General features: G+C 39.4%; 19 protein-coding genes (1 of these 19 only partly in view). All 19 read left to right on the forward strand.

Annotation, left to right across the window (positions count from 1 at the left end; genetic code table 11):
• Positions 1-258: 258 nt before the first annotated feature.
• Positions 259-435 (forward strand): helix-turn-helix domain-containing protein, encoded by a 177-nt coding sequence (locus AC075L_RS17820; RefSeq protein WP_003864535.1) that lies wholly within the window; start codon positions 259-261, stop codon positions 433-435.
• A gap of 120 nt (positions 436-555) precedes the next feature.
• Positions 556-1,545, forward strand: coding sequence for a helix-turn-helix domain-containing protein (locus tag AC075L_RS17825; RefSeq protein WP_055054270.1), 990 nt, complete (start codon positions 556-558; stop codon positions 1,543-1,545).
• A gap of 1 nt (position 1,546) precedes the next feature.
• Positions 1,547-2,401: a tyrosine-type recombinase/integrase gene (locus AC075L_RS17830; RefSeq protein ID WP_226839779.1), complete on the forward strand. Its 855-nt coding sequence runs from the start codon at positions 1,547-1,549 to the stop codon at positions 2,399-2,401.
• Between the two features lie 111 nt (positions 2,402-2,512).
• The gene (locus AC075L_RS17835) at positions 2,513-3,574 is read left to right on the forward strand and encodes a Fic family protein (protein ID WP_055054271.1); all 1,062 of its coding nucleotides are present in this window, start codon (positions 2,513-2,515) and stop codon (positions 3,572-3,574) included.
• Positions 3,575-3,891: 317 nt separating this feature from the next.
• Complete coding sequence (locus AC075L_RS17840) at positions 3,892-5,220, forward strand: IS200/IS605 family accessory protein TnpB-related protein (RefSeq protein ID WP_476387985.1); 1,329 nt, start codon at positions 3,892-3,894, stop codon at positions 5,218-5,220.
• Between the two features lie 214 nt (positions 5,221-5,434).
• The gene (locus AC075L_RS17845) at positions 5,435-5,827 is read left to right on the forward strand and encodes a DUF1254 domain-containing protein (RefSeq protein ID WP_055060774.1); all 393 of its coding nucleotides are present in this window, start codon (positions 5,435-5,437) and stop codon (positions 5,825-5,827) included.
• Positions 5,828-6,251: 424 nt separating this feature from the next.
• Positions 6,252-7,037, forward strand: coding sequence for a uridine phosphorylase (gene udp, locus AC075L_RS17850; protein ID WP_025581079.1), 786 nt, complete (start codon positions 6,252-6,254; stop codon positions 7,035-7,037).
• Between the two features lie 18 nt (positions 7,038-7,055).
• Positions 7,056-7,499 carry a cytidine deaminase gene (gene cdd / locus AC075L_RS17855; protein WP_008708265.1) on the forward strand — a complete coding sequence of 148 codons (444 nt, stop codon included), beginning with the start codon at positions 7,056-7,058 and terminating at the stop codon, positions 7,497-7,499.
• Positions 7,500-7,620: 121 nt separating this feature from the next.
• On the forward strand, positions 7,621-8,811 hold the full coding sequence (locus AC075L_RS17860; protein ID WP_008708264.1) for a phosphopentomutase: 1,191 nt from the start codon (positions 7,621-7,623) through the stop codon (positions 8,809-8,811).
• A 159-nt stretch (positions 8,812-8,970) separates the two neighbouring features.
• Positions 8,971-9,453 (forward strand): LeuD/DmdB family oxidoreductase small subunit, encoded by a 483-nt coding sequence (locus AC075L_RS17865; RefSeq protein ID WP_008708263.1) that lies wholly within the window; start codon positions 8,971-8,973, stop codon positions 9,451-9,453.
• Between the two features lies 1 nt (position 9,454).
• Positions 9,455-10,705 (forward strand): 3-isopropylmalate dehydratase large subunit, encoded by a 1,251-nt coding sequence (locus AC075L_RS17870; protein ID WP_008708262.1) that lies wholly within the window; start codon positions 9,455-9,457, stop codon positions 10,703-10,705.
• A 268-nt stretch (positions 10,706-10,973) separates the two neighbouring features.
• Positions 10,974-11,465: a LeuD/DmdB family oxidoreductase small subunit gene (locus tag AC075L_RS17875; protein ID WP_008708261.1), complete on the forward strand. Its 492-nt coding sequence runs from the start codon at positions 10,974-10,976 to the stop codon at positions 11,463-11,465.
• An 18-nt stretch (positions 11,466-11,483) separates the two neighbouring features.
• Positions 11,484-12,731 (forward strand): 3-isopropylmalate dehydratase large subunit, encoded by a 1,248-nt coding sequence (locus tag AC075L_RS17880; protein ID WP_055054264.1) that lies wholly within the window; start codon positions 11,484-11,486, stop codon positions 12,729-12,731.
• An 867-nt stretch (positions 12,732-13,598) separates the two neighbouring features.
• Positions 13,599-15,158, forward strand: coding sequence for an aminotransferase class I/II-fold pyridoxal phosphate-dependent enzyme (locus tag AC075L_RS17885; protein WP_119241919.1), 1,560 nt, complete (start codon positions 13,599-13,601; stop codon positions 15,156-15,158).
• Between the two features lie 781 nt (positions 15,159-15,939).
• Positions 15,940-16,509 (forward strand): signal peptidase I, encoded by a 570-nt coding sequence (gene lepB / locus AC075L_RS17890; protein WP_182437407.1) that lies wholly within the window; start codon positions 15,940-15,942, stop codon positions 16,507-16,509.
• Positions 16,510-16,905: 396 nt separating this feature from the next.
• Positions 16,906-19,395: a DUF5722 domain-containing protein gene (locus AC075L_RS17895; protein ID WP_119243561.1), complete on the forward strand. Its 2,490-nt coding sequence runs from the start codon at positions 16,906-16,908 to the stop codon at positions 19,393-19,395.
• Between the two features lie 188 nt (positions 19,396-19,583).
• A complete protein-coding gene (locus AC075L_RS17900) occupies positions 19,584-21,092 on the forward strand; it encodes a trypsin-like peptidase domain-containing protein (protein WP_182434418.1) in 1,509 nt (502 codons plus the stop codon).
• A gap of 492 nt (positions 21,093-21,584) precedes the next feature.
• Positions 21,585-21,935, forward strand: coding sequence for an Hpt domain-containing protein (locus tag AC075L_RS17905; RefSeq protein WP_118611236.1), 351 nt, complete (start codon positions 21,585-21,587; stop codon positions 21,933-21,935).
• On the forward strand, positions 21,935-22,500 hold the 5' portion of the coding sequence (locus AC075L_RS17910) for an HAD family hydrolase (RefSeq protein ID WP_243097068.1). It continues 88 nt past the right edge of the window; the window shows 566 of its 654 coding nt (coding positions 1-566); the start codon lies at positions 21,935-21,937; its stop codon lies beyond the right edge, outside the window. The genes AC075L_RS17905 and AC075L_RS17910 overlap by 1 nt, the downstream gene beginning before the upstream one ends.

The following is a 22,500-nucleotide window of genomic DNA, read 5'->3' on the forward strand; positions in this document are numbered from 1 at the left end:
TTGTTGAATTAAAAATGAAATAAAGTTTCAGTAATCATAGAGTGTATGGATTCAATTCCATATGCTCTTTTTCTTTACTTAATTTCATGAAAAATGTAAAAATCTAATGTTACGAGTTTCTTACGAGTTGCATTAAAAAAACTCGCAAGAAAAAAAGTAAAAAAATTTGCTTTTGACCACTGTAAAACATGCTCTGAGCGTTTCGTTATATGAAGGGATAATTTTTCTTTCATATTTCAAGGAAAAGAGGATAAAGAAATGTCAGAGAAAAGATGTTATACAGTTCAAGAGTTACAGGAAATCTTAGGAGTCAGCAGACCTACTATTTATAACCTTTTGAAGAAAAAGGAATTCCGGTGGATCCAGTTGGATGGCGGAAAGTATCGCATCTCTAAGAAGAGTTTCGATGACTGGCTCGATAACTTGGAACAGTAAAAAACAGGGTGTTGATCTGGCAGATTTTGTCTGCAATCGACATCCTAAATTTTTATCTGGATTTGAGATATGATATAAGAAAAAACACTAACACTAAAAAAGACAGGAAGTGAAGAATAAATGGCAACAGCAATTATGAAACAAAAAGAAGTTCCGGAAATGGATGATGTTGCAGAAATCATTTCGAAGATATCAGAGGACAGTCCTTACAAACGTCGTCCAACGCAAAAGAGAACCTGGATGACCGTGCCGGAAATGGGAAAGCTGTTGGGATTAAAAAAGACAGATCGATACTGGCTGGTTCATAAAAATGTTTTTGAATCAAAAGAGATTGCCGGAAAGATACGAATCAACATTGCTAGCTTTGAAAAATGGTACGCCAATCAGATTAAATATCATAAAGTTACCGGAGAAAAACCCGGGAAAGAATTGAAATCCTGGTCCTATTCTGTTAAGGAAGTCGCGGATCTGTTGGGTGTTGATGAATATCTTGTTTATGATTTACTCAAGAAAAATCAAATGGAAGCTGTTATTGTCGATTACTGGAAACGAATACCAAAAGAATCTTTTCAGAATTGGTATAAAAGCCAGTCCCAGTATCGAACAAAGGAAGACAGAAAAAAAGACGCTCTTCTGGAAGATGCAACAATTACGATGCCTGAGATGGCACAGCTGCTTGGAACAACCAGAAGCGCAGTATATACAATTCTTGATAATCCAAAGTATAGTCATTTTTTTGAATTCATTGTGATTGCAGAAAAGAAAAGGATCACAAAAGAGAGTTTTCAAAAATTCCTGGAAGGTCAGGATCGGTATATGCTGGATCCATCGAATGATTATGAAGAACTTGCACAGGAACAAAATATTGCCCTGGCTAATTTCCGGCGGAAGAAATTATCACAGACCGGAATACGAGGAAGCAATGGAAATATAAAGTATCTTACTTTTGATGAAGCTTCCTATCTGGCAAAGGTCAGCAGAAGCATGATCAACAAGTGGGCGGATAAAGGAAAGTTCACAGTAATAAAAGTTGGCAGTCGAGTTAGGATCCGTCGGGATGAATTTGAGGACTGGATGGAGCAAAGAGATTTGGAAAGGAGTATGCAATAATATGGCATCAATAAGAGAACGAAACGGAAAATTCAATGTAATCTATTCTTATACGAATGAAAAAGGCGAGAGAAAACAGAAATGGGAAACCTATGAAACAAAAGCCGAAGCTAAAAGAAGAAAAAAAGAAATTGAATATAAAAAAGAGATGGGATCATTTGTCGTCCGCAAATGCAAAACACTGGACGAGCTCATTACAGAATATGTTGCACTGTATGGAAAAGAAAACTGGGCGCTTTCTACGTATGAAGGAAATGTCTCTCTTATCAACAACTATATTCTTCCGATCATTGGTGATGCAAAGCTGTCAGAAATCAATACCAGATTCATCGAAAGATATTATCAGAGTCTTTTGAAGAGGCGTGCTGTTATCAATCCATTAAATAAAACAAGTAAAAATGAACTTGTATCGGCCAGTACCATCAGAGATATTAATAAGCTGCTTAGAAACTGTTTTGAGCAGGCAGTGAAATGGGAATTGATGGAGAAAAATCCCTGCATTCATGCAACTGTACCAAAACATAAATCCCAAAAAAGAGACATCTGGACAGCGGATACATTGATGTATGCGCTCAGTGTCTGTGAAGATGAACGATTAAAGCTCGCAATTAATCTATCTTTCTCATGTTCCCTGCGACTTGGTGAGCTGCTTGGTCTTACCTGGGATTGTGTAGATATCTCTCCTGAGGCAATTGAAGAAAACCGTGCATATGTCTTCATCAACAAAGAATCACAGCGTATAAGAAAAGAATCGTTGAATGCATTGGATGAAGTCGATCCGGAACTTCTGGCAAAAGTATTGGCTAATCCAGAGATGCGGGCATTACTCAATTCGTTGGCGAAGACGATGAAGTAATGAATTCTATATCCCAATGAGTATATTTATTGTGCATATGGAGAATCTATCTCCATCAAATCTATTGAAATCTCCATCATTTAGCGTTAAAATGATGGAGATAAATTCAAAATGAAGGAGATTTCAATGAGAAATTTTGATTATATTACAAATCCTGCGAAGTTGCTGACACCTGAAATTGTTCAGATGGTTGGCAGTATTCATGAGCATAAAGGTAAACAGGAATTATTTCTGGAAGCAAACATAGATGAACTGAAAACACTTCTGGAAGTTGCTTTAATTCAAAGTACGGGAGCATCTAACCGAATTGAAGGTATATTTACAAGTGATAAACGTTTGGAAGAACTGGTAAGTCAGAAAGCAGAGCCACGTAATCGGTCTGAACAGGAAATTGCCGGCTACCGTGAAGTGCTGGCTACGATTCACGAAAGTTATGAATATATCACTCCAAGACCAAACATTATTTTACAGTTACATCGTGATTTATATTCTTATTCCCAAGGAAACATCGGTGGTACCTATAAGAATTCAGACAATGTAATTGCAGAAACCGATGCCGAGGGACACCAGAAAGCTCGTTTTATTCCCGTTCCAGCTTTTCAGACTGCAGAAGCAATAGACGAACTTTGCGCTCGTTTCCTTGAAGCATGGGAAGCTGACCGCATTGATAAACTGGTTTTGATTCCTATGTTCATTCTGGACTTTCTGTGCATCCATCCTTTCAATGACGGAAATGGTAGGATGAGCCGTTTGCTCACTTTACTGCTTTTTTATAAGGCGGGATATATCGTTGGAAAATATGTCAGTATGGAAATGCTGATTGAAAAGACAAAAGAAACATATTATGAAGCCCTTCAAGCAAGTTCTACTGGCTGGCATGAGGGCGAAAACAGCTATGAGCCTTTTGTTAAGTATTATTTAGGTATTATGCTGAAAGCATACAATGAATTTGAAAGCCGTGTAGAACATTTGAAGTACCATAATCTTTCCAAGCCGGATAGAATTAAGGCGGTGATTGATAATAAGGTTGGTAAGATAACGAAGAAGGAAATTATGGAACTATGCCCTGACATAAGTAAGGTTACCGTGGAAAGAACACTGACAGATTTAGTTAAGAGTGGGTATATCGCAAAGGTCGGTGCAGGTCCATCCACCGGTTATGTCCGTATTTGAAAAATTATTTTCAGATTTCCATAATAATAATATTACTACTTTGAATTAACCAATTTGCCAGTCAAAAACGCATGGACAAACCGTCTCATATGCGGTATATTATTTATAGACAAGAAAATATCTTGTGCTTTCGATAGGAAGTTTAATTGAATAATTGCGCGTCGCATTCTCGTTACTTAGTGATGAGTTAGACGCGCAAATTTTTTACCCAAAGGAAAACATATGTTTACTTTTGGCACTATATGTGCTAAAATATAGCCATGGGTAGTAGAAAAAACAACAGAATCTGAGAAAAGAGTTATCAGGGAAAAATAAAAATGCAGATAATATCCAGTTATGGTGTAGAATTACGAAAACAGAATATCCCAATCCGCCAGACACTGGAGATCTACCGTTCTGCTGTCAGCTATCTGATTGGGATTTATGTGCAGGTATGGGAAGAATTAGCAGAAATCCCGGATGCAAAGAGGCGTTTTAATGCTGCAGAACATCTGGTACATACTACGAAGAAAAACCATGCCTGTTTTGATTTTGATATCCGGTTCCCAAAGATGCCTTCCTATCTGCGCAGATCTGCCATCCAGCATGCACTGGGGACAGTATCCTCTTATAAAACACGGCTGGATCTATGGGAAAAGACCGACGGAAAGAGCGGGAAACCAAAGCTTGTATATGAAAATCACGCCATGCCGGTCTTCTACCGTGATGTCATGTATCGTGAAGGCGCGGAAGGGAAAGACGAAGCATACCTGAAACTCTATGACGGTCATGACTGGAAATGGTCCTGTGTACGTCTGGATCATACGGATATGGAATATCTGAGAAAATGCTGGTCAGGGAAAAAGGCATCTGCCCCGACTCTGGAAAAGAGACACCGGAAGTATTTTTTGCGTTTTTCCTATAAAGAGGAAGTAACACTTACCAAAACACCTGTGAAAGAACAGATTATCTGCAGCGTGGACTTAGGGATCAATACCGATGCAGTCTGTACGATCATGCGGGCAGACGGAACTGTCCTGGGAAGAAGATTCATAGATCATCCCAGTGAAAAAGACCGGATGTACCGCACACTGGGACGGATCCGCAGATCCCAGAGGGAACATGGCTCTGCGCAGACACAGGGAAGATGGGCATATACGAAACGTCTGAACACAGAACTGGGTAAAAAGATTGCAGGTGCGATTGTAAGATATGCGGAAGAAAACCATGCAGATGTGATCGTGTTCGAGTATCTGGAGATGCAGGGGAAGATATCGGGAAAGAAAAAACAGAAACTGCACCTGTGGAGAAAAAGAGATATCCAGAAGTGTTGTGAACATCAGGCACACAGGAAAGGGATGCGGGTATCCAGGATCTGCGCATGGAATACCAGCAGATTGGCTTATGATGGTTCCGGGGCGGTAACACGTGACTGGGAAAATCACAGCCTCTGTACTTTCCAGACAGGAAAACGATATAATTGTGACCTGTCAGCATCCTATAATATAGGGGCGAGATATTTTATAAGGGAACTTTTAAAACCCCTTCCGGCAACGGAAAGGTCTTTACTGGAGGCAAAAGTCCCTCCTGTAAAGCGTAGAACCTCATGCGTCTATGCAGATCTGAGGAAACTCCATTCAGAAATGGAACGTTTAAAAGCAGCATAGATACAGGCAGATATACAGCGGACTACCTGTAATGTGGGAACCTGCCATATCTGGCATGGGAAATGCGCATAACTGCGTACCTAAGTTACAGGCGTATCCGCCGATATTCAGTCGGACGCCTAAAGCGTCTGGAAGCATGTGACTTCAGTCATGTGAGGTTCACCCATAAAGCTTTGGGGCGGAAGCACAATTCAGGACTGTGGTGACTCCTAATGTGGATCCGATCACATTTTTTAATAAGGCTAATGAGTTGATGGTAAAGAATTCTCCGGCAGCTGCGGATAAGGAAATGCTTGAAAAAATAGCAGCTGTGAATATAGGTCCTGGTATGGAATTTGACACTTCTGTTCTTACCGGTGATGTTGCAGAAAACTGGAAGACAATGCTGACAGAAATTCAGCTAAAGCTTATCAAAGAGGACCAGAAATTCTCAAAAAAGCTTGGTCAGTGGGACTATTTTGGTGAACCGATCGGAGATTTCAATACAGAATATGCTTATCGTGCACTGGTAGCTCTTGCAGGGCTTGGTGCCAATACAGTTGAAGTTGCGCTGTATCCAAAGATAGAGCAGGATGCGGATGGAAATACTCTTCTTAACTTTCTGTAAAATTAACTCTCGATTCAAAAGAATGGCTTATTTATGCGGTTTATTCAAGATATGTAGTTAATAATATGAGAATTAATTACCTCTCGAGAGTTAACTTATAAAACAGCCACAAATCCATTGAGGTCAGAGTTCCTTATCGTGGAGCGACGACCTCAGTTTTTTTATAACCGTAAATTAACAAGGAAGATATTTGCAGATGGACGGAAATTGGATTCAGGTCTAAAAAAGAACTTTTCTCATACAGGTATATGATTTATAATCATAATAAAAGGAAGATACTATAGTAATTCTTGTAAATAATGTATATTGATTCAGCTCATCAGAACATGAAATCCTGTTGAACTGTCTTAAATGCATTAATTAAGAGGATTGTTAAGCAGTGGCAACCGATGTTTCACGTGAAAACGAAAAGGATGGGATGATTATGAAAAATTACTCAGAAGATGTAAACAGACAGTATCATATTCAAGTGGCAAAAGGTGAAGTGGGCCGTTATGTGATCCTTCCGGGAGATCCGAAAAGATGTGTAAAGATTGCACAGTATTTTGATAATCCTGTGCTGATCGCAGACAACAGGGAATATATCACTTATACAGGAACACTGGATGGAGTGAAGGTCAGTGTAACGTCAACCGGTATTGGTGGCCCATCAGCGTCCATTGCAATGGAAGAGCTGTATCGCTGTGGAGCGGATACTTTTGTCAGAATCGGAACCTGTGGTGGAATGCAGACGGAAATAAAAAGTGGAGACATTGTAATTGCGACAGCAGCAGTACGTATGGAAGGAACAAGCAGAGAATATGCGCCAATTGAATATCCGGCAGTGGCAAATCTGGATGTGACCAATGCTCTTGTTGAAGCTGCGAAGGAGAAAGGATTTATATATCATACAGGTGTGGTACAGTCTAAAGATTCTTTCTATGGACAGCATGAGCCGGAAGCAATGCCGGCAGGTTATGAGTTGATCAATAAATGGGAAGCCTGGAAACGAATGGGATGTCTTGCTTCTGAAATGGAATCCGCGGCACTTTTCATCGTAGCCGGTAAACTCAGGGCGAGGATGGGTTCCTGTCTGTTGGTATTGGCAAATCAGGAGAGAGAGAAGCTGGGTCTTGAGAATCCGGTTGTACATGACACAGACATGGCAATCCGGGTAGCTGTAGAGGCAATCCGCAGAATGATTAAAGAAGATCAGGGACAAGTTCTGTAAGGACGGAGGTGACAGAGAATGCAGAATCTGGAAAAATCAATGATCAGCAAACTGATTGAGACTGCAATGGAACAACTCAAATTTTCTTATACACCCTATTCAAATTTTAAGGTTGGTGCATCATTACTTACAAAAAACGGACAGATTTATACAGGGTGTAACATTGAAAATGCGGCATATACACCTACGAACTGTGCAGAACGAACTGCAATTTTCAAAGCAGTGAGCGAAGGCGTCAGGGAGTTTGACACAATTTGTATTGTGGGTGGAAAAGATGGGATTTTGACAGAGTATACAGCTCCCTGTGGTGTCTGCCGTCAGGTAATGATGGAGTTCTGTGATCCGGAGACATTTCGGATTATTCTGGCAATAGATAAAGAGCATTATGATATCTACACACTGAAGGATTTGCTACCGCTGGGATTTGGACTACGAAATCTGATAAATTCCCGAGAAATATAAGGTAAACGCCCATCATTGCAAGTAATTTTTAATTGCGAAAAGTAAAAAAAGTGAATGACGAATAAAAGGGAACAGGAAAAGGTCAGCGATTAATAAAATGTAAGAGAAGGAGTAAACATAAATGAAAAATTACGACAGAATTTTTGTAATTGTACTTGATTCTCTGGGAATCGGGGCAATGCCGGATTCAGCAAAATTTGGTGACATCGGGGTGGATACTTTTGGACATATTCTTGAGAAAATGGGTTCTCTGGAGATTCCAAATCTTAGAAAACTGGGAATGCTGAATCTTCATCCGGCAGGAAAAATGGCGGGTGTTGAGAATCCCAAAGGGCGATATACGCATCTGGGTGAAGCTAGCAATGGAAAAGATACCATGACCGGACACTGGGAGATGATGGGAATCAAAACAGAAAAACCATTTAAAACCTTTACAGAAACAGGGTTCCCGCCGGAATTGATCGCAGAACTGGAGAAAAGATGCGGAAAAAGAGTGATAGGAAACAAGAGCGCAAGCGGAACGGAGATTATTGAGGAACTGGGTGAAGAGGAGATTCAGACGGGTGCAATGATTGTTTATACTTCAGCTGATTCTGTTCTTCAGATTTGCGGAAATGAAGAAACTTTTGATCTTCAGAATCTGTACCGCTGCTGTGAAATTGCAAGAGAAATTACCATGAAGGATGAATGGAGAGTTGGCAGAGTTATTGCAAGACCGTACATTGGTAAGAAAAAAGGTGAATTTAAACGTACCAGTAACCGTCATGATTATGCATTGAAACCCACCGGACTTACCACGTTAAACGTGTTGAAAGATCATGGATTTGATGTGATCGGTGTTGGAAAGATTCATGATATTTTTTGCGGAGAAGGCATTACAGAAACTCATCATTCAGACAGCTCTGTACATGGAATGGAGCAGACAATTGAAATATGCAAGAGAGATTTCAGAGGGTTATGTTTTGTTAATCTTGTAGATTTTGATGCATTATGGGGACACAGAAGAAATGTGGAAGGTTACGGAAAAGAGATTGAGAAATTTGACAAAAATCTGGGTGTGTTGTTAGAAGAAATGAGAGAGAATGATCTGCTTATTCTCACTGCAGATCATGGAAATGATCCAACTTATACAGGAACTGACCATACAAGAGAATATGTACCATTCATTGCTTACTCAAAGAGAATGAAAAATGGCGGTGCGATAAAAGACGAAGATACTTTTGCTGTGATCGGTGCTTCTGTGGCGGAGAATTTTGGAGTGCCAATGCCTGAGGGAACAATTGGACATTCTGTTTTAAAAGAGTTAATGTAATAACGATTGTAAAAAAAGACAGGAATATTGAAAACAGGCGTTTTCAATCTCCTGTCTTTTGTGCTAAAATAGGAAAAGAATTTATCTGACTAAATCGTTAAAGAGAGACAAGTGATAAATTGTAAAAAGATAAAATGATACAGAAAGGAAACAGTTTTTATGGAAACAGGAACAATTTTTAAATTTCATAATGACCTGGATACAGACCAGATCATAGCATCACAGTATCTGTTACTTCCGAATCTGGATGAGATGAAAGGTCATGCATTTGAATCTCTGGATCCGGATTTTTCAAAGAAAGTAAAACCGGGAGATTTCGTGGTAGGTGGAGAAAACTTTGGATGTGGTTCTTCCAGAGAGCAGGCGCCTGGTGTTCTGAAAGCGTTGGGAGTACAGGCAGTTGTAGCAAAATCTTTTGCACGAATCTTTTACAGAAACTCTATTAATATTGGTTTGCCGGTAATTGTCTGCAAAGATCTTCCGGACGAAGTAAATACCGGAGATAAGATGGTTCTTCATATGTCAGAGGGAACAGTTGAAGCTAACGGAAAAACATATTCCTGTACAAAGCTTCCGGAATATATGCAGAATATTTTGAATCAGGGTGGTCTGATCGCATCTCTGAACAAGGAGGAGAAGTAAAATGGGAATGACAATTGCAGAAAAGATTATTGCTGCGGCAGCAGGTGTTGACAGCGTAAAACCGGGAGATATCCATACAGTTAAACTCGATCGTCTCATGAGTAATGATGGAACCACACATCTTACGGTTGATATGTATAACAATAAATTGAAAAATCCGCACATTGCAGATACAAGTAAGCTGGTGTTTATCGTGGATCATAATGTACCATCTGACAGCCCGAAAACAGCAGCATCTCAGAAGAAGATGCGAGATTTTGCAAAAGAACATAACATTGATTTCTGGGAAGGAAAAGGTGTCTGCCACCAGGTTATGATCGAGAATTATGTCCGTCCGGGTGAACTGATCTTTGGTGCAGACAGCCATACCTGTTCATACGGTGCATTAGGCGCATTTGGAACAGGCGTAGGATGTACAGATTTCCTTTATGGTATGGTAACAGGTACTTCATGGGTACTGGTTCCTGAGAGCGTAAAATTTAATCTGACAGGTAAACTTCCGGAAGGAGTTTACGCAAGAGATCTGATTCTTACAATCATTGGGGAAATCGGAGCAAATGGATGTAACTATCAGGCAATGGAATTTACAGGCGAGGGTGCGAAAACACTCAGTATCAGCGATCGTATGGCACTTTGCAACATGGCAGTAGAAGCCGGTGCAAAGACAGGTATCTTTGAAGCAGATGAGAAAGCTATTGAATATCTGAAAGAACATGGACGTGAGCCAAAGGCTGTATATCACAGTGATCCGGATGCAGTTTACGCGAGAGAATATACATTTGATTTATCAAAAGTCCGTCCTGTAGTTGCGAAACCTGATTTTGTAGACAATGTTGTGCCTGCAGAAGAAGCCTGCGGAATTGAAATCAATGAAGCATTTCTGGGATCCTGTAACAACGGACGTATTGAAGATCTGCGTGTCGGTGCAGAAATCATCAAGGGCAAGAAGGTTGCTGAGGGCGTCAGATTCCTCGTTGTGCCTGCAAGCCAGACTATTTACCGTCAGGCATTAAAAGAGGGGCTTATTGACACGTTTATGGAGGCTGGAGCCATTGTTATGAATCCGAACTGCAGTGTATGCTGGGGAAGCTGTCAGGGTGTGATCGGTGAGAACGAAGTTCTGATCAGTACAGGAACACGTAATTTCAAAGGTCGTGCAGGACACCCAAGTTCCAAAGTATATCTGGGATCAGCAGCTACTGTTACAGCATCTGCCATTACAGGAAAGATTGCGCTGGCAAGTGAGGTGTGATGCTAATTATAAATGTTTCACGTGAAACATTTAACCGAATCAAGTAAATTTCCTGCGAAGGTTGCGAAAAGCAATAGACAGCAGGTGGAGATTTGTTTGTATCAGGAGGAGAGCAAGCTCATCCTGATAAACTGCGGAGTAGTTATTCGGTATGGTATAGAGTCGCGTAGCAAAGCGGATATTCACAATTCATTTGAATGAATTTTAACTTGTGACTGTGAAAGTACTGAACAGTTACAAGTGAAGATAGAAGATAAGAGGTAAGATTATGGAAAAATTCACAGGAAAAGTGTGGGTTCTGGATGATGACATTGATACAGATATTATTATTCCAACAGAATATCTCGCACTGAAAACAATCGACGATATGAAACAGTACGGATTCAGTCCTCTGCGTCCGGAACTGGCAGGACAGATTCAGAAAGGCGACATTATTGTTGCAGGAAAGAACTTTGGATGTGGTTCTTCCAGAGAACAGGCACCGGAAATTATCAAAGCACTGGGAATTCAGTGTGTAATTGCCAAATCTTTTGCGAGAATTTTCTTCAGAAATTCTATTAATAATGGTCTGTTACTGATCGAGCAGCCAGATCTTCATGATGATATCAAAGAAGGTGATGAAATCACTGTGGTAATGAATGAACATGTAGATTACAATGGAAAACAGTACCCGATTGCTTCTCTTCCGGAAAATCTGATGAGCATTATTCAGGCTGGCGGACTTGTAAAAGCCATGCGTAAACTGAATGGGCTGGATTGATTTGGAAAGGAGAGGAAAATGGGCGAGACAGTTATTGAGAAAATTATAAGAAACAATGTTGGAAAAACAGTAAAGCCTGGAGACATTGTAACGGTCAATGTAGACAGGGTTATGATTCATGATATATTTATTCCATTTGTAGCAGAAAAGTTTGAAGAAATGGGCTTTACGAAGCTCTGGGATCCAGATAAAGCAGTACTCATATATGACCATTTGGTTCCTGCAAGTCAATTAGATGATACCAGACATTTCCATGCGGGAGATGCTTTTGCCAGGAAATATGGCATGAAAAATGTTCACAGAAGTGATGGAATCTGCCACCAGTTAATGACAGAGGCAGGTTATGTAAAACCGGGAAATATTGTATTTGGTACAGACAGCCATACCACTACCTACGGATGTGTAGGTGCTTTCTCCTCAGGTATCGGATATACAGAGATGGCAAGTATTCTGGGAACAGGAACTATGTGGATCAAAGTTCCTGAGACAATTAAAGTTGTGATCGAGGGAGAACTTCCGGAAAATGTTATGTCCAAAGATATCATCCTGCGTCTGATCGGTGATCTGGGAGCTGATGGAGCTACATACAGAGCACTTGAATTTACTGGCAGTACAGTAAAGAATATGACAGTAGCAAGCCGTATGACTATGGCAAATATGGCGATTGAGGCAGGTGCAAAATGTGCGCTGTTTACACCGGATGAAAAAACTGCAGAATATTGTGACATAGAGTTGAATGAGTTCCAGAAGAGCCTTACAGGAGATGAAGATGCAACCTATATGAAAACAATCACTTATCGCGCAGAGGATTTTGTACCGGTTATGGCATGTCCGTCTCAGGTAGATAAGATTAAAAATGTAAGTGAACTTGAAGGAACAGAAATAGATCAGGTATTTATCGGTTCCTGTACAAATGGCCGTCTGGAGGATCTCAGAGCTGCAGCAGAGGTGTTAAAGGGCAAAAAGGTAGCAGATTACGTTAAATTGATTGTAACTCCTGCAAGTCGTAAAATATACTGTCAGGCAATTGCAGAGGGAATTATGGATACTCTGGCAGAAGCAGGTGCAATGATCACACATCCCGGATGTGGATTATGCTGTGGACGTGCAGGAGGTATCCTTACCGACGGTGAACGTGTAGTAGCTACAAATAACAGAAATTTCCTTGGTCGAATGGGAACATCTAAGGTAGAGATTTACCTTGCATCACCAAAAACAGCAGCAGCGTGTGCAATTGCTGGTAAAATTGTAAATCCAGAGAAATAAAACGTACAATAAAATCAATGCGATATAAATTGTACAGATGATCAACGAAACTACAGAATAACAAAAGAATAAAATTAACGGATAAGTCCACTGCATTATTTATAAAAGGAGTAAGCAGTGGACTTATTTTTTGTCAGAGCACGACACTATGATATGTTTCATATCACATAATAAATCATCTGACGGGATAATAAGGAAAGAAAAGGCGTGGAAAAGCCTGTAAATTTGATTGCATAGAAAAAGTTTCTCAGACAGAATTGTCCAGTGTGAGTCTGATTTCCGACGAAAACATGTGCTTTTTGAACTTGAAATTGAATAAATAGAATCTGCGAAATGACAAGAAAGCCGCATAAATAAAAGGAATTTCAAAAACATCAAAACTTAAATTGAACATATATTGAACTGAAATAAGAAAAGTTAAATTCTGGTTCAATGTATAGTTCAAAATATAAATTAAACTAATTGAACCGATGTAACAAAAACAATTAACATGTTCAATGTAGTTCAATTAATAATGAACTATAAAATGAACTAAAAGTTGAACTTCACTGATGAAATTGAAAATAATAAAATTTACCGTTGAATTATTAGTTCAATTATAGTATAATAGCAAAGAAAAAAACTTGAAAAAGCTGATAAAATGCGGGATTTAAAAATGAACAGAACATATATTCGTGCATGATGCTGAAAGAAATATATTTGAACTTAATTAATGTTTGTATGTCTGAATGTATTTTGATTCCCGTATAAACAATATAATATATCTGTTCTTTCTATAACATATATGCGAAAGAATTAAGAAATATAACAATAACCATTGATTATAACAGTGTAATTTGTTTTTTACAGAGAACGGAGATAGTATTTATGAATAATATATTTGCTGAACGATTAAAAAAAGCAATGGAACAGAAGAATATGAAGCAGATCGACCTTGTAAAAAAGGCGGCAGAGAAGGGCGTGAAACTTGGAAAGAGTCATGTGAGCCAGTATCTGAGTGGAAAAACAACTCCCAGATCAGAAATTCTTAATTTTCTGGCGACAACATTAGGAGTAGAAACTGAATGGCTGAAAGGAACCGATGTATCTGTAGACACTTTAAAGAAAGAGACAAATGAGGCAGGAATTCAAATGGAAAATATGAAATTTGATTACAATTATAATAATATGAAAGAAAATACCAGGGAGACAGTTGAGGAAGTACAGGTTCGTGAATTTAAAAAATCATCTAAATTAAATAACGTATTATATGATGTAAGAGGACCGGTTGTAGAAGAAGCTGCACGTATGGAAAACGCAGGAACTCAGGTTTTGAAACTGAATATCGGAAATCCGGCACCATTTGGATTCAGAACACCGGACGAAGTGATTTATGATATGAGACAGCAGCTGACAGAGTGTGAGGGATATTCTCCTGCAAAAGGTTTGTTTTCTGCCAGAAAAGCAATCATGCAGTATGCACAGTTGAAAAAGCTCCCTAATGTATCAATTGAGGATATTTATACAGGAAACGGTGTCAGTGAACTGATTAATCTCTGTATGTCAGCTCTGTTGGATAATGGAGATGAGATTTTGATTCCATCTCCGGATTATCCGTTGTGGACTGCATGTGCAACTTTAGCTGGTGGAAAAGCAGTACATTATATTTGTGATGAGCAGGCAGAATGGTATCCGGATATGGATGATATCAGAAAGAAAATTACCAGCAGAACAAAAGCAATCGTTATTATAAATCCGAATAACCCGACTGGTGCGTTGTATCCGAGAGAGGTATTACAACAGATAGTAGATATTGCCAGAGAACATCATCTGATCATTTTCTCTGATGAAATCTATGACCGTCTTGTAATGGACGGAGCAGAACATATTTCCATTGCTTCAATGGCTCCGGATTTATTCTGTGTAACATTCAGCGGTTTATCCAAATCACATATGATCGCGGGCTTTAGAATCGGATGGATGATTCTCAGTGGCAATAAGGCAGTTGCAAAAGATTATATAGAAGGAATCAAGATGCTTTCTAATATGAGACTTTGTTCTAATGTACCGGCGCAGTCAATTGTTCAGACTGCATTGGGCGGACATCAGAGTGTGGAGAGTTATATTGTTCCTGGTGGACGTATTTATGAGCAGAGAGAATTTATTTATAATGCGCTGACAGATATTCCGGGAATTACCGCTGTGAAACCGAAAGCTGCATTTTATATGTTCCCTAAGATCGATACAAAGAAATTTAATATCGTAAATGATGAGAAATTTGCATTAGATTTATTAAAAGAGAAGAAGATTCTGCTTGTACATGGCGGTGGATTTAACTGGCATCAGCCGGATCACTTCAGAGTGGTTTATTTACCAAGAATAGAAGTATTAAAAGAAGCAGCCGGCAAAATCAGAGATTTTCTGGAATATTACCAGCAGGAAATATAATCTGTCAGTGAGAAATGGGTACTATGTTTCACGTGAAACATAGTACCCATTTCCTGATATTATAAAAACTTTTGGTTAAACGGATAAAATCATCCATTTTGCTACGCAGCTCTACATAGAATAATTGTGCTGCAGTAGATTTGTTTGACTCGGGTCAAGCTGATAAAATCATCCGCTTCGCTGCTTGTTCATAACCGAATAACTGTTTCGCAGTTTATCAGAAGGAGTTTACACTTCTCCTGATACAAGAAAGTCCTCACCCATTGCTTATTGCTTTTCGCAACCTCCTCAGGGGACTTACTTGATTCGGTTAAATTGTGGAATTACTACAGGAATACAATATGTTTGTTTCACGTGAAACATAATGTGCCGACAAGATTGTCCAAGAATCTGTTCACTGGTAATATCCCGCGAGGTGTTTTTTGTGAGCGAAGGTCACAGAAAACTCAAGACATACCGCACGAATTTATGCGATTAGCATAAATTAAGTTTGCGAAGCAAACGATACTCCTTGGGCATTGCACAAGGAGGTTCATATTTCCTGCATCGCGAAGCGTGTTGCTGAGAACGGAGTGAACAGTAACCAAGAATCAAATGGTGACAAAATTTTATAAAAAATTAAGTGGTGAATAACTATCAGATGTGATAAACTATGTTTAATGCGTTATTTGCGAAATAGTTATTATTCTGATAACAGTAAATGAGGTTAGGTTTAAAAGTATTTTGCCCCTGATATCATCAAATGATGCTGTGATATAAATTTCTGGAGGTATGACGAAAAATGGAAAATGAGGAAAAAAACCAGACAGAACAGTCAGACAAAAGCAGGTCTATGTGGAGGGAGTTGTGGGACTATGCAAAGATTATCATTGCAGTCTTTGTTATAGCGTTTCTGTTGGGACACTTTGTATATATTAATGCACGAGTGCCGTCAGGTTCTATGGAAGAAACAATTATGACTGGTGACAGAGTATTTGGAAATCGTCTGGCATATATAAAAGATGATCCGGAGAGATTTGATATTGTAATATTTAAATATCCGGATGATCCATCTCAGCTTTTTGTAAAACGAGTAATTGGTCTTCCGGGAGAAACAGTAAACATTGTAGATGGAAAAGTGTATATCAATGATTCCGAAGAACCGCTGGATGACAGCTTTTGTCCGGAAACACCGGAAGGAAGCTTTGGACCGTATACAGTTCCGGAGGGATGTTATTTCATGTTAGGAGATAACAGAAACCACAGTATGGATTCCAGATACTGGCAAAATCCGTTTGTAGAGGAAGATGCAATAGAGGCAGAAGTAGCAGTTCGTTACTGGCCGTTAAATAAGATAGGAACTGTAAAATAATCGTGACGGTTCCATATTTTCAAAAGTCAAGCGGATAAAATCATCCGCTTCGCTACGCAGCTCTACACCGAATAACTGCTTCGCAGTTTATCAGAAGGAGCTTGCACTCCTCCTGATACAAGCAAGTCCCCACCCACTGCTTATTGCTTGTCGCAACCTCCGCAGGGGACTTACTTGATTCGGTTAAACTGCCGGGTGGTTACAGGTAATTTGGAAATTTTATAAAAGACTGTTAAAATCAGGAAAATCACATATTAGTGTCCTGATTTTGACAGTCTTTTGTTGTCTGTGGATTTTTCAAATGTTATACTGTAAGACAGGAGGAAAATGAAGAAAATGGAATGCTGGATAGTTACAACAATTTCGTAAAATGTAAAAAGAGAAAGGAAGACGAATATGAAAAGATGGAAAAAGTTTATAGCAATGGGACTGGCGGTATCTATGACAGTTCCGTCCTGTATACCGCAGACATTGTGGGCTTCAGAGTTTTCGGCAGGAAGTGTTGAATCAGCAGCAGATGTTTTTGAAGATGGTGCCGGATATGAGACAGGAAGTGAGTCAGGAAATAAAATATCTGATGAGAATAACAGTGGAGATGAGTTTGGAACAGGAGAGTTAAAAGATCAGGAACCGGAACAGTCGGAGACAGAAGATTCAGTAAATGCTGGACAGAGTGCGGAAGGTTATAACATTCTGCTTTACAGTGATGGTAAACTGGAAAAAACATATGTGATACCCTATGCAGATGCGGATACTGCTAAAGTACCGGAAGCACTGAAGGGAAAGATAGGTTACATTTTTAAAGAGTGGAATACGAAAGAAGATGGAACCGGTGAAACTTATAAACCGGGAGATTCTATTAAGAAACTTCTTGAAACAGCAGATATGGCAAAGCAGGCTCAGGAAACCAGTGAGAGGACAGAAGTCGGAGAAGAAATAAAACCAGAAAAAGATGTGATGCAGGAAGAAAATGATGTGGCACAGACGGACAGCGCATCATGGGAAGAAAAAACTGATAAGGCAGAAATGCAGATATCAGACACAGAAAATGATGGAACAAGTCCAGATATATCTACAGATAAGGCTATTGCAGCAGGAGATACAACAGCAATAACCCTGTATGCAATCTGGGAGAAAGCATCCGAATATAAAATCACATATAAACTTAATAAAGGAAAAAATAATACTGCTAATCCCAAAACTTATACTTCAGAAGATGAGATTAAATTTAAAAAGCCGACGCGTTCCGGATATCATTTTGTGGGATGGTATACAGACAGTAAGTATAAAAATCAGATAAGCGTGATTGAAAAGGGTTCAGAAGGTTCCCTTACTTTATATGCAAAATGGACAAAGGAAATCAGTCCTTCGGTGAAAGCTGCATCACTGGATTATGTAAAAGGAACAAAGGCGAATACCATCACTGTATCCGCAACTGTTTCAAATTATGTGAAAAGTTCGGATGGTTATTACTATCTGGTGTATGTAGATTCTAATTCCGGTAAAGTGAAAAAAACGGTGGGTAAAGTAAAGAAGCCGGAGAAGGCAAAAAGGAAGATCACATTTAAGCTGAACATTTCCGGACATCCGGAATATGCACAGGGAAAATTTGCCATAGGGATAAAAAAATCTAAATCTGCGTATAGTGTGATCAGTCCGAAAAGCTATGTCAGCAATCCGGAGAAACTCAGTACAAATACAGCAGCATATTTTGTTCCGGGGACAAAAAAAGGAATTCAGGCTACAGATATCAATGAGCTGACAGATACAAAATCCAAAACAGTATTTTTTAACTTATATATTTCAGACCTGATGCGAAAAGACAGTGGTGTGGAAACATATAAATATAATGGGAAAACATATCATTTTAATGGTCTGTACGGATATGTATATCTTGTTCAGCAATGTAATGCAAAGGGAATCCAGGTGACTGCACAGATCAGTATTGACAGGAATGCCAGTACGCAGAGCTTTATTACGGGAAACAGTCCTTATGCAGAAACAGCTTATTATGGATGGAACACAGATAACAGCACAACTAGACAGACTATGGAAGCAATGTTTGCATATCTGGGAGAGAAGTTTGGAAAAAATAACTGTTATATAAGTAACTGGATCCTGGGAAATGAAGTAAACAGTGCAAGCGGATATTATTATGTAGGGAATGTCAGTTTTTCAAAATTTATCTCCATGTACAGTGAAGCTTTTCGCTGCCTTTACAATGCAGTGAAAAGCAGCCGGGGAAGTTCCAAAGTATTTATCTGTCTGGATAATTGCTGGAATCAGAAAAATGCCTTTACTATCTGCTATAGTGCAAGATCAACTCTGGAAAGCTTTGCGGCGAAGATTTCTGATATGCAGAAAGATGTGAACTGGAATCTGGCATATCATGCATATAATCAGCCGCTTTCAGATTCACAGTTCTGGTCAGGTGCAAATGCATCCATGTTTACCAGTGATGCGAACACCACCACGTTTATCACTATGCGTAATATTCAGACACTTACAGATTATGTGAAAAATAGATTTGGTTCCAATACAAGGATCATTCTTTCGGAACAGGGATTTTCTTCCACTTATGGAGGACAGGCAAATCAGGCAGCAGCAATTGCACTGGCCTATTATAAGGCTGCCTGCAATCCAATGATTGATGCATTTATTATAAGAAGCTATAAAGATGAAGCCCATGAGGTGGCTCAGGGATTGGCAATGGGATTGAAGGATGCCAATGGGAAAAAGAAAACAGCGTATAATGTCTTTAAAAATATGGATAGTTCCAATTCCCTGAAATATACAGAAAAGGTACTAAAAAGTCAGGTTGGAAACTGGAAATCACTGGTTCCGGGATATAGTACCGGAAAAATTTCCTCCATGTATCGAAAGTGATGTAACTGACAGACAGGACTGATTTTAAAAATTGCTGTCATATTGGAAATGTATAAAATTGTCACAAATTAAACACATTTTTCCCACACAAAGAACACAAATCATTCCTATACTTAGAAGCATCAAAAGGAAACAGAGATAAATAAATGACATAGATAAATGACATAGATTCATGGAGGGACTTTATTATGATGAACAAAGATAACAGAAATGATAAAATCAGAAAGATTGCAAAGAAAGGTCTTACATTCAGCTTATGTGCAGTACTTGCAGGAGGACTGGCAGCAGGAAGCTTTGAGGGAGTAAATAAACTTGCAGGATGGAGCGGAGCCACAACGGTAGAAGCTGCTTCAAATAAGGACGAGACAACCCTGACATATGCAAAATCCGAGAAGAAGGATTCAGATGCCAGTGATTCCAAATCAGATACCGGCAAAGATACAGGCAGCACAGCAAAAGGAAGCCTTGATGTGTCTGAAATCGTATCAGAAGCACTTCCATCTATTGTATCTATTACAACCAAGTCAGTTCAGGAGGTACAGAATTACTTTGGAATGTATGGAATGTATGGATATGCGCCACAGCAGCAGGAACAGGAAGTAGAGGGCAGTGGTTCCGGTATTATTGTTGGTAAGAATGATGATGAACTTCTGATTGCTACAAATTATCATGTAGTAGAAGGTGCGGATACATTGTCAGTTGCATTTACAGATGGAAATGCAGTGGAGGCATCCGTAAAGGGATTTGATGAAGAGAGAGATCTTGCAGTTGTATCTGTATCTCTGGATGATGTTGAAGATGATACAATGGACGCCGTTTCAATTGCGAATATTGGCAGTTCTGATGATCTGAAGGTGGGCGAGCAGGTAGTTGCAATCGGTAATGCTCTTGGATATGGACAGTCTGTTACAACCGGTATCGTAAGTGCCAAGAACCGCAGAATGGATTCTGACAATAACACAGTAACAGATGGAAGTGATGACAGCAGTGACGGTGTAAACCTGATCCAGACAGATGCGGCTATCAACCCTGGTAACAGTGGCGGTGCTCTTCTGAATATGGAAGGCGAGGTTGTTGGTATCAACTCTGCAAAACTTGCTTCTACTGAAGTAGAAGGTATGGGTTATGCAATTGCAATCTCAGACGTGACTGACATTCTTCAGAATCTGATGAATGAGACATCAAGAGATAAACTGGATGATTCTGAACATGGTGTACTTGGAATCAAAGGTTCTTCTGTAAGTTCTGAGGCAGTGCAGATGTATGGCATTCCAGCAGGAGTTTTTGTAAAAAAAGTAACAGAAGGTGGAGCTGCTGATAAAGCAGGTCTGAAAGAAAACAGCGTTATTACTGAATTTAATGGAAAAACTGTTTCAAGTAATAATCAGCTGATCGAATATCTTTCCTATTATGAACCAGATGAAGAGGTAGAGCTGACTGTGCAGGTTCCTCATGGAACAAGTTATAAAGAAGAGACTGTTAAAGTAACTCTGGATGAGAATACAGATGCTGATGACAGTGATGATAACGATAAAGACAGTAAGAAATCTAAAAAGGATTCTAAGAAATCCTCAAAAGATGCTGATGAAGATGTAGACGAAGATACAGACAGTGAGGATAGTATGGACTCCGATGATACAGAGGAAAGTGAGAATCCATTTATCCAGTACTTTGAGAATCAGGGATTTTTCAGATAATACCGGCAGAAAATAAAATTATATGATATCCGGATATAAAATCTGTGATAGTGTGTAGTGATGCGGATGATTTCATCTGCCTGATATCAGCACTTTCATATGTGAGAGAATTACATGTGAAAGTGCTTTATTATGTTATGGGAAACCATTCCATAATATTCTTATAGCATAATAAAGCTCTCCGGGCAGGATCACACTGCGGCGGGTTGATTATATTTTGGAAAAGATTCGTTACTGTTCACTCCGTTCACAGTAACGTAGCCAAAATTCATTCCAGATTGCCTGCGGCAATGGAATTTTGGCTTGTATGTCTCGGGATTTTGGCATATTCATGCCAAAACACCTCGCGGGATAGTGGTATGTGAACAGTAACAAAGATTCCAAGGTGCTTTTGTGAAAGAGCACTTGAGAACAGCTATATGGCGTGATATAATAATATCATTGCAAAAACGCAGGTTTAACAGTGCAGATGGGGATAAAGAGGAGAAAAATATGACAGTAAAAGAATGTTATGAACAGATGGGTGCAGATTATGAAGGTGTACTTGGAAGACTGAGAAGTGAGGTTCTTATTAAGAAATTTGCAAAGAAATTTCTGGATGATGGAAGTTTCCGGAGTCTGAAGGATAATCTGGCACAGAAAAATGGGGAAGAGGCTTTTCGTGCAGCTCATACCTTAAAAGGTGTATGCCAGAACCTTGGATTTGATAATCTGTATAAGGCAAGCTTTGATATTACAGAGAAGCTCAGAGGAAGAGATACTGAAGGCTGTGAAGAACTTCTGGTAAAAGTGGAAGAGCAGTACAATAATACAGTAGATGCGATTCATATGATGGAAGACTGATGAAGGCAGCGATTTTTGATGTAGATGGAACGCTGCTGGATTCTATGTCTGTGTGGGAGGATATTGGAGAACGTTATCTTACGAGTCAGAATATCACAGCGGAGAAAAATCTCCGGGCTGCTCTGCACACCATGAGTCTGGAGCAGGGAGCCGCCTGGATGAAAGAAAAATATCAGTTGGATAAGTCCATTTCACAGATTATAGAAGAGGTTCTGAAAATTGTAAGTGATTTTTACCGGTTTGAAGCACCGTTGAAACCAGGAGTGAAGAAAACTCTGGAATGGTTTAAAGAGAGAAATATACAGATGACAGTTGCAACATCTGGAAACCGGGAACTGACAGAAGCAGCACTTGCGAGAAACGGGATTCTGGATTATTTTGAGCAGATTTACACCTGTACAGAAACAGGTGCAGGAAAAGATGAACCGTTGATCTACCTGAAGGCAGCAGAATCTATGCAGGCAGAACCGAATGAGACACTTGTATTTGAGGATGCGCTTCACGCAGCGGAAACTGCAAAAAAAGCAGGATTTGTGGTTATTGGTGTCTATGATGAAGAAAACAG

The sequence above is a fragment of the Blautia sp. ZXY-1-B12 genome (assembly GCF_056339915.1).

Bases quoted from the DNA above. Each gene is read 5' to 3' on its own strand.
- AC075L_RS17885 (WP_119241919.1), top strand. From the start codon at position 13,599: ATGAATAATATATTTGCTGAACGATTAAAAAAAGCAATGGAACAGAAG.
- AC075L_RS17900 (WP_182434418.1), top strand. From the start codon at position 19,584: ATGATGAACAAAGATAACAGAAATGATAAAATCAGAAAGATTGCAAAG.
- AC075L_RS17880 (WP_055054264.1), top strand. From the start codon at position 11,484: ATGGGCGAGACAGTTATTGAGAAAATTATAAGAAACAATGTTGGAAAA.
- AC075L_RS17875 (WP_008708261.1), top strand. From the start codon at position 10,974: ATGGAAAAATTCACAGGAAAAGTGTGGGTTCTGGATGATGACATTGAT.
- AC075L_RS17825 (WP_055054270.1), top strand. From the start codon at position 556: ATGGCAACAGCAATTATGAAACAAAAAGAAGTTCCGGAAATGGATGAT.
- AC075L_RS17840 (WP_476387985.1), top strand. From the start codon at position 3,892: ATGCAGATAATATCCAGTTATGGTGTAGAATTACGAAAACAGAATATC.
- AC075L_RS17905 (WP_118611236.1), top strand. From the start codon at position 21,585: ATGACAGTAAAAGAATGTTATGAACAGATGGGTGCAGATTATGAAGGT.
- cdd (WP_008708265.1), top strand. From the start codon at position 7,056: ATGCAGAATCTGGAAAAATCAATGATCAGCAAACTGATTGAGACTGCA.
- udp (WP_025581079.1), top strand. From the start codon at position 6,252: ATGAAAAATTACTCAGAAGATGTAAACAGACAGTATCATATTCAAGTG.
- AC075L_RS17830 (WP_226839779.1), top strand. From the start codon at position 1,547: ATGGCATCAATAAGAGAACGAAACGGAAAATTCAATGTAATCTATTCT.
- lepB (WP_182437407.1), top strand. From the start codon at position 15,940: ATGGAAAATGAGGAAAAAAACCAGACAGAACAGTCAGACAAAAGCAGG.
- AC075L_RS17835 (WP_055054271.1), top strand. From the start codon at position 2,513: ATGAAGGAGATTTCAATGAGAAATTTTGATTATATTACAAATCCTGCG.
- AC075L_RS17870 (WP_008708262.1), top strand. From the start codon at position 9,455: ATGGGAATGACAATTGCAGAAAAGATTATTGCTGCGGCAGCAGGTGTT.
- AC075L_RS17895 (WP_119243561.1), top strand. From the start codon at position 16,906: ATGAAAAGATGGAAAAAGTTTATAGCAATGGGACTGGCGGTATCTATG.
- AC075L_RS17820 (WP_003864535.1), top strand. From the start codon at position 259: ATGTCAGAGAAAAGATGTTATACAGTTCAAGAGTTACAGGAAATCTTA.
- AC075L_RS17860 (WP_008708264.1), top strand. From the start codon at position 7,621: ATGAAAAATTACGACAGAATTTTTGTAATTGTACTTGATTCTCTGGGA.
- AC075L_RS17865 (WP_008708263.1), top strand. From the start codon at position 8,971: ATGGAAACAGGAACAATTTTTAAATTTCATAATGACCTGGATACAGAC.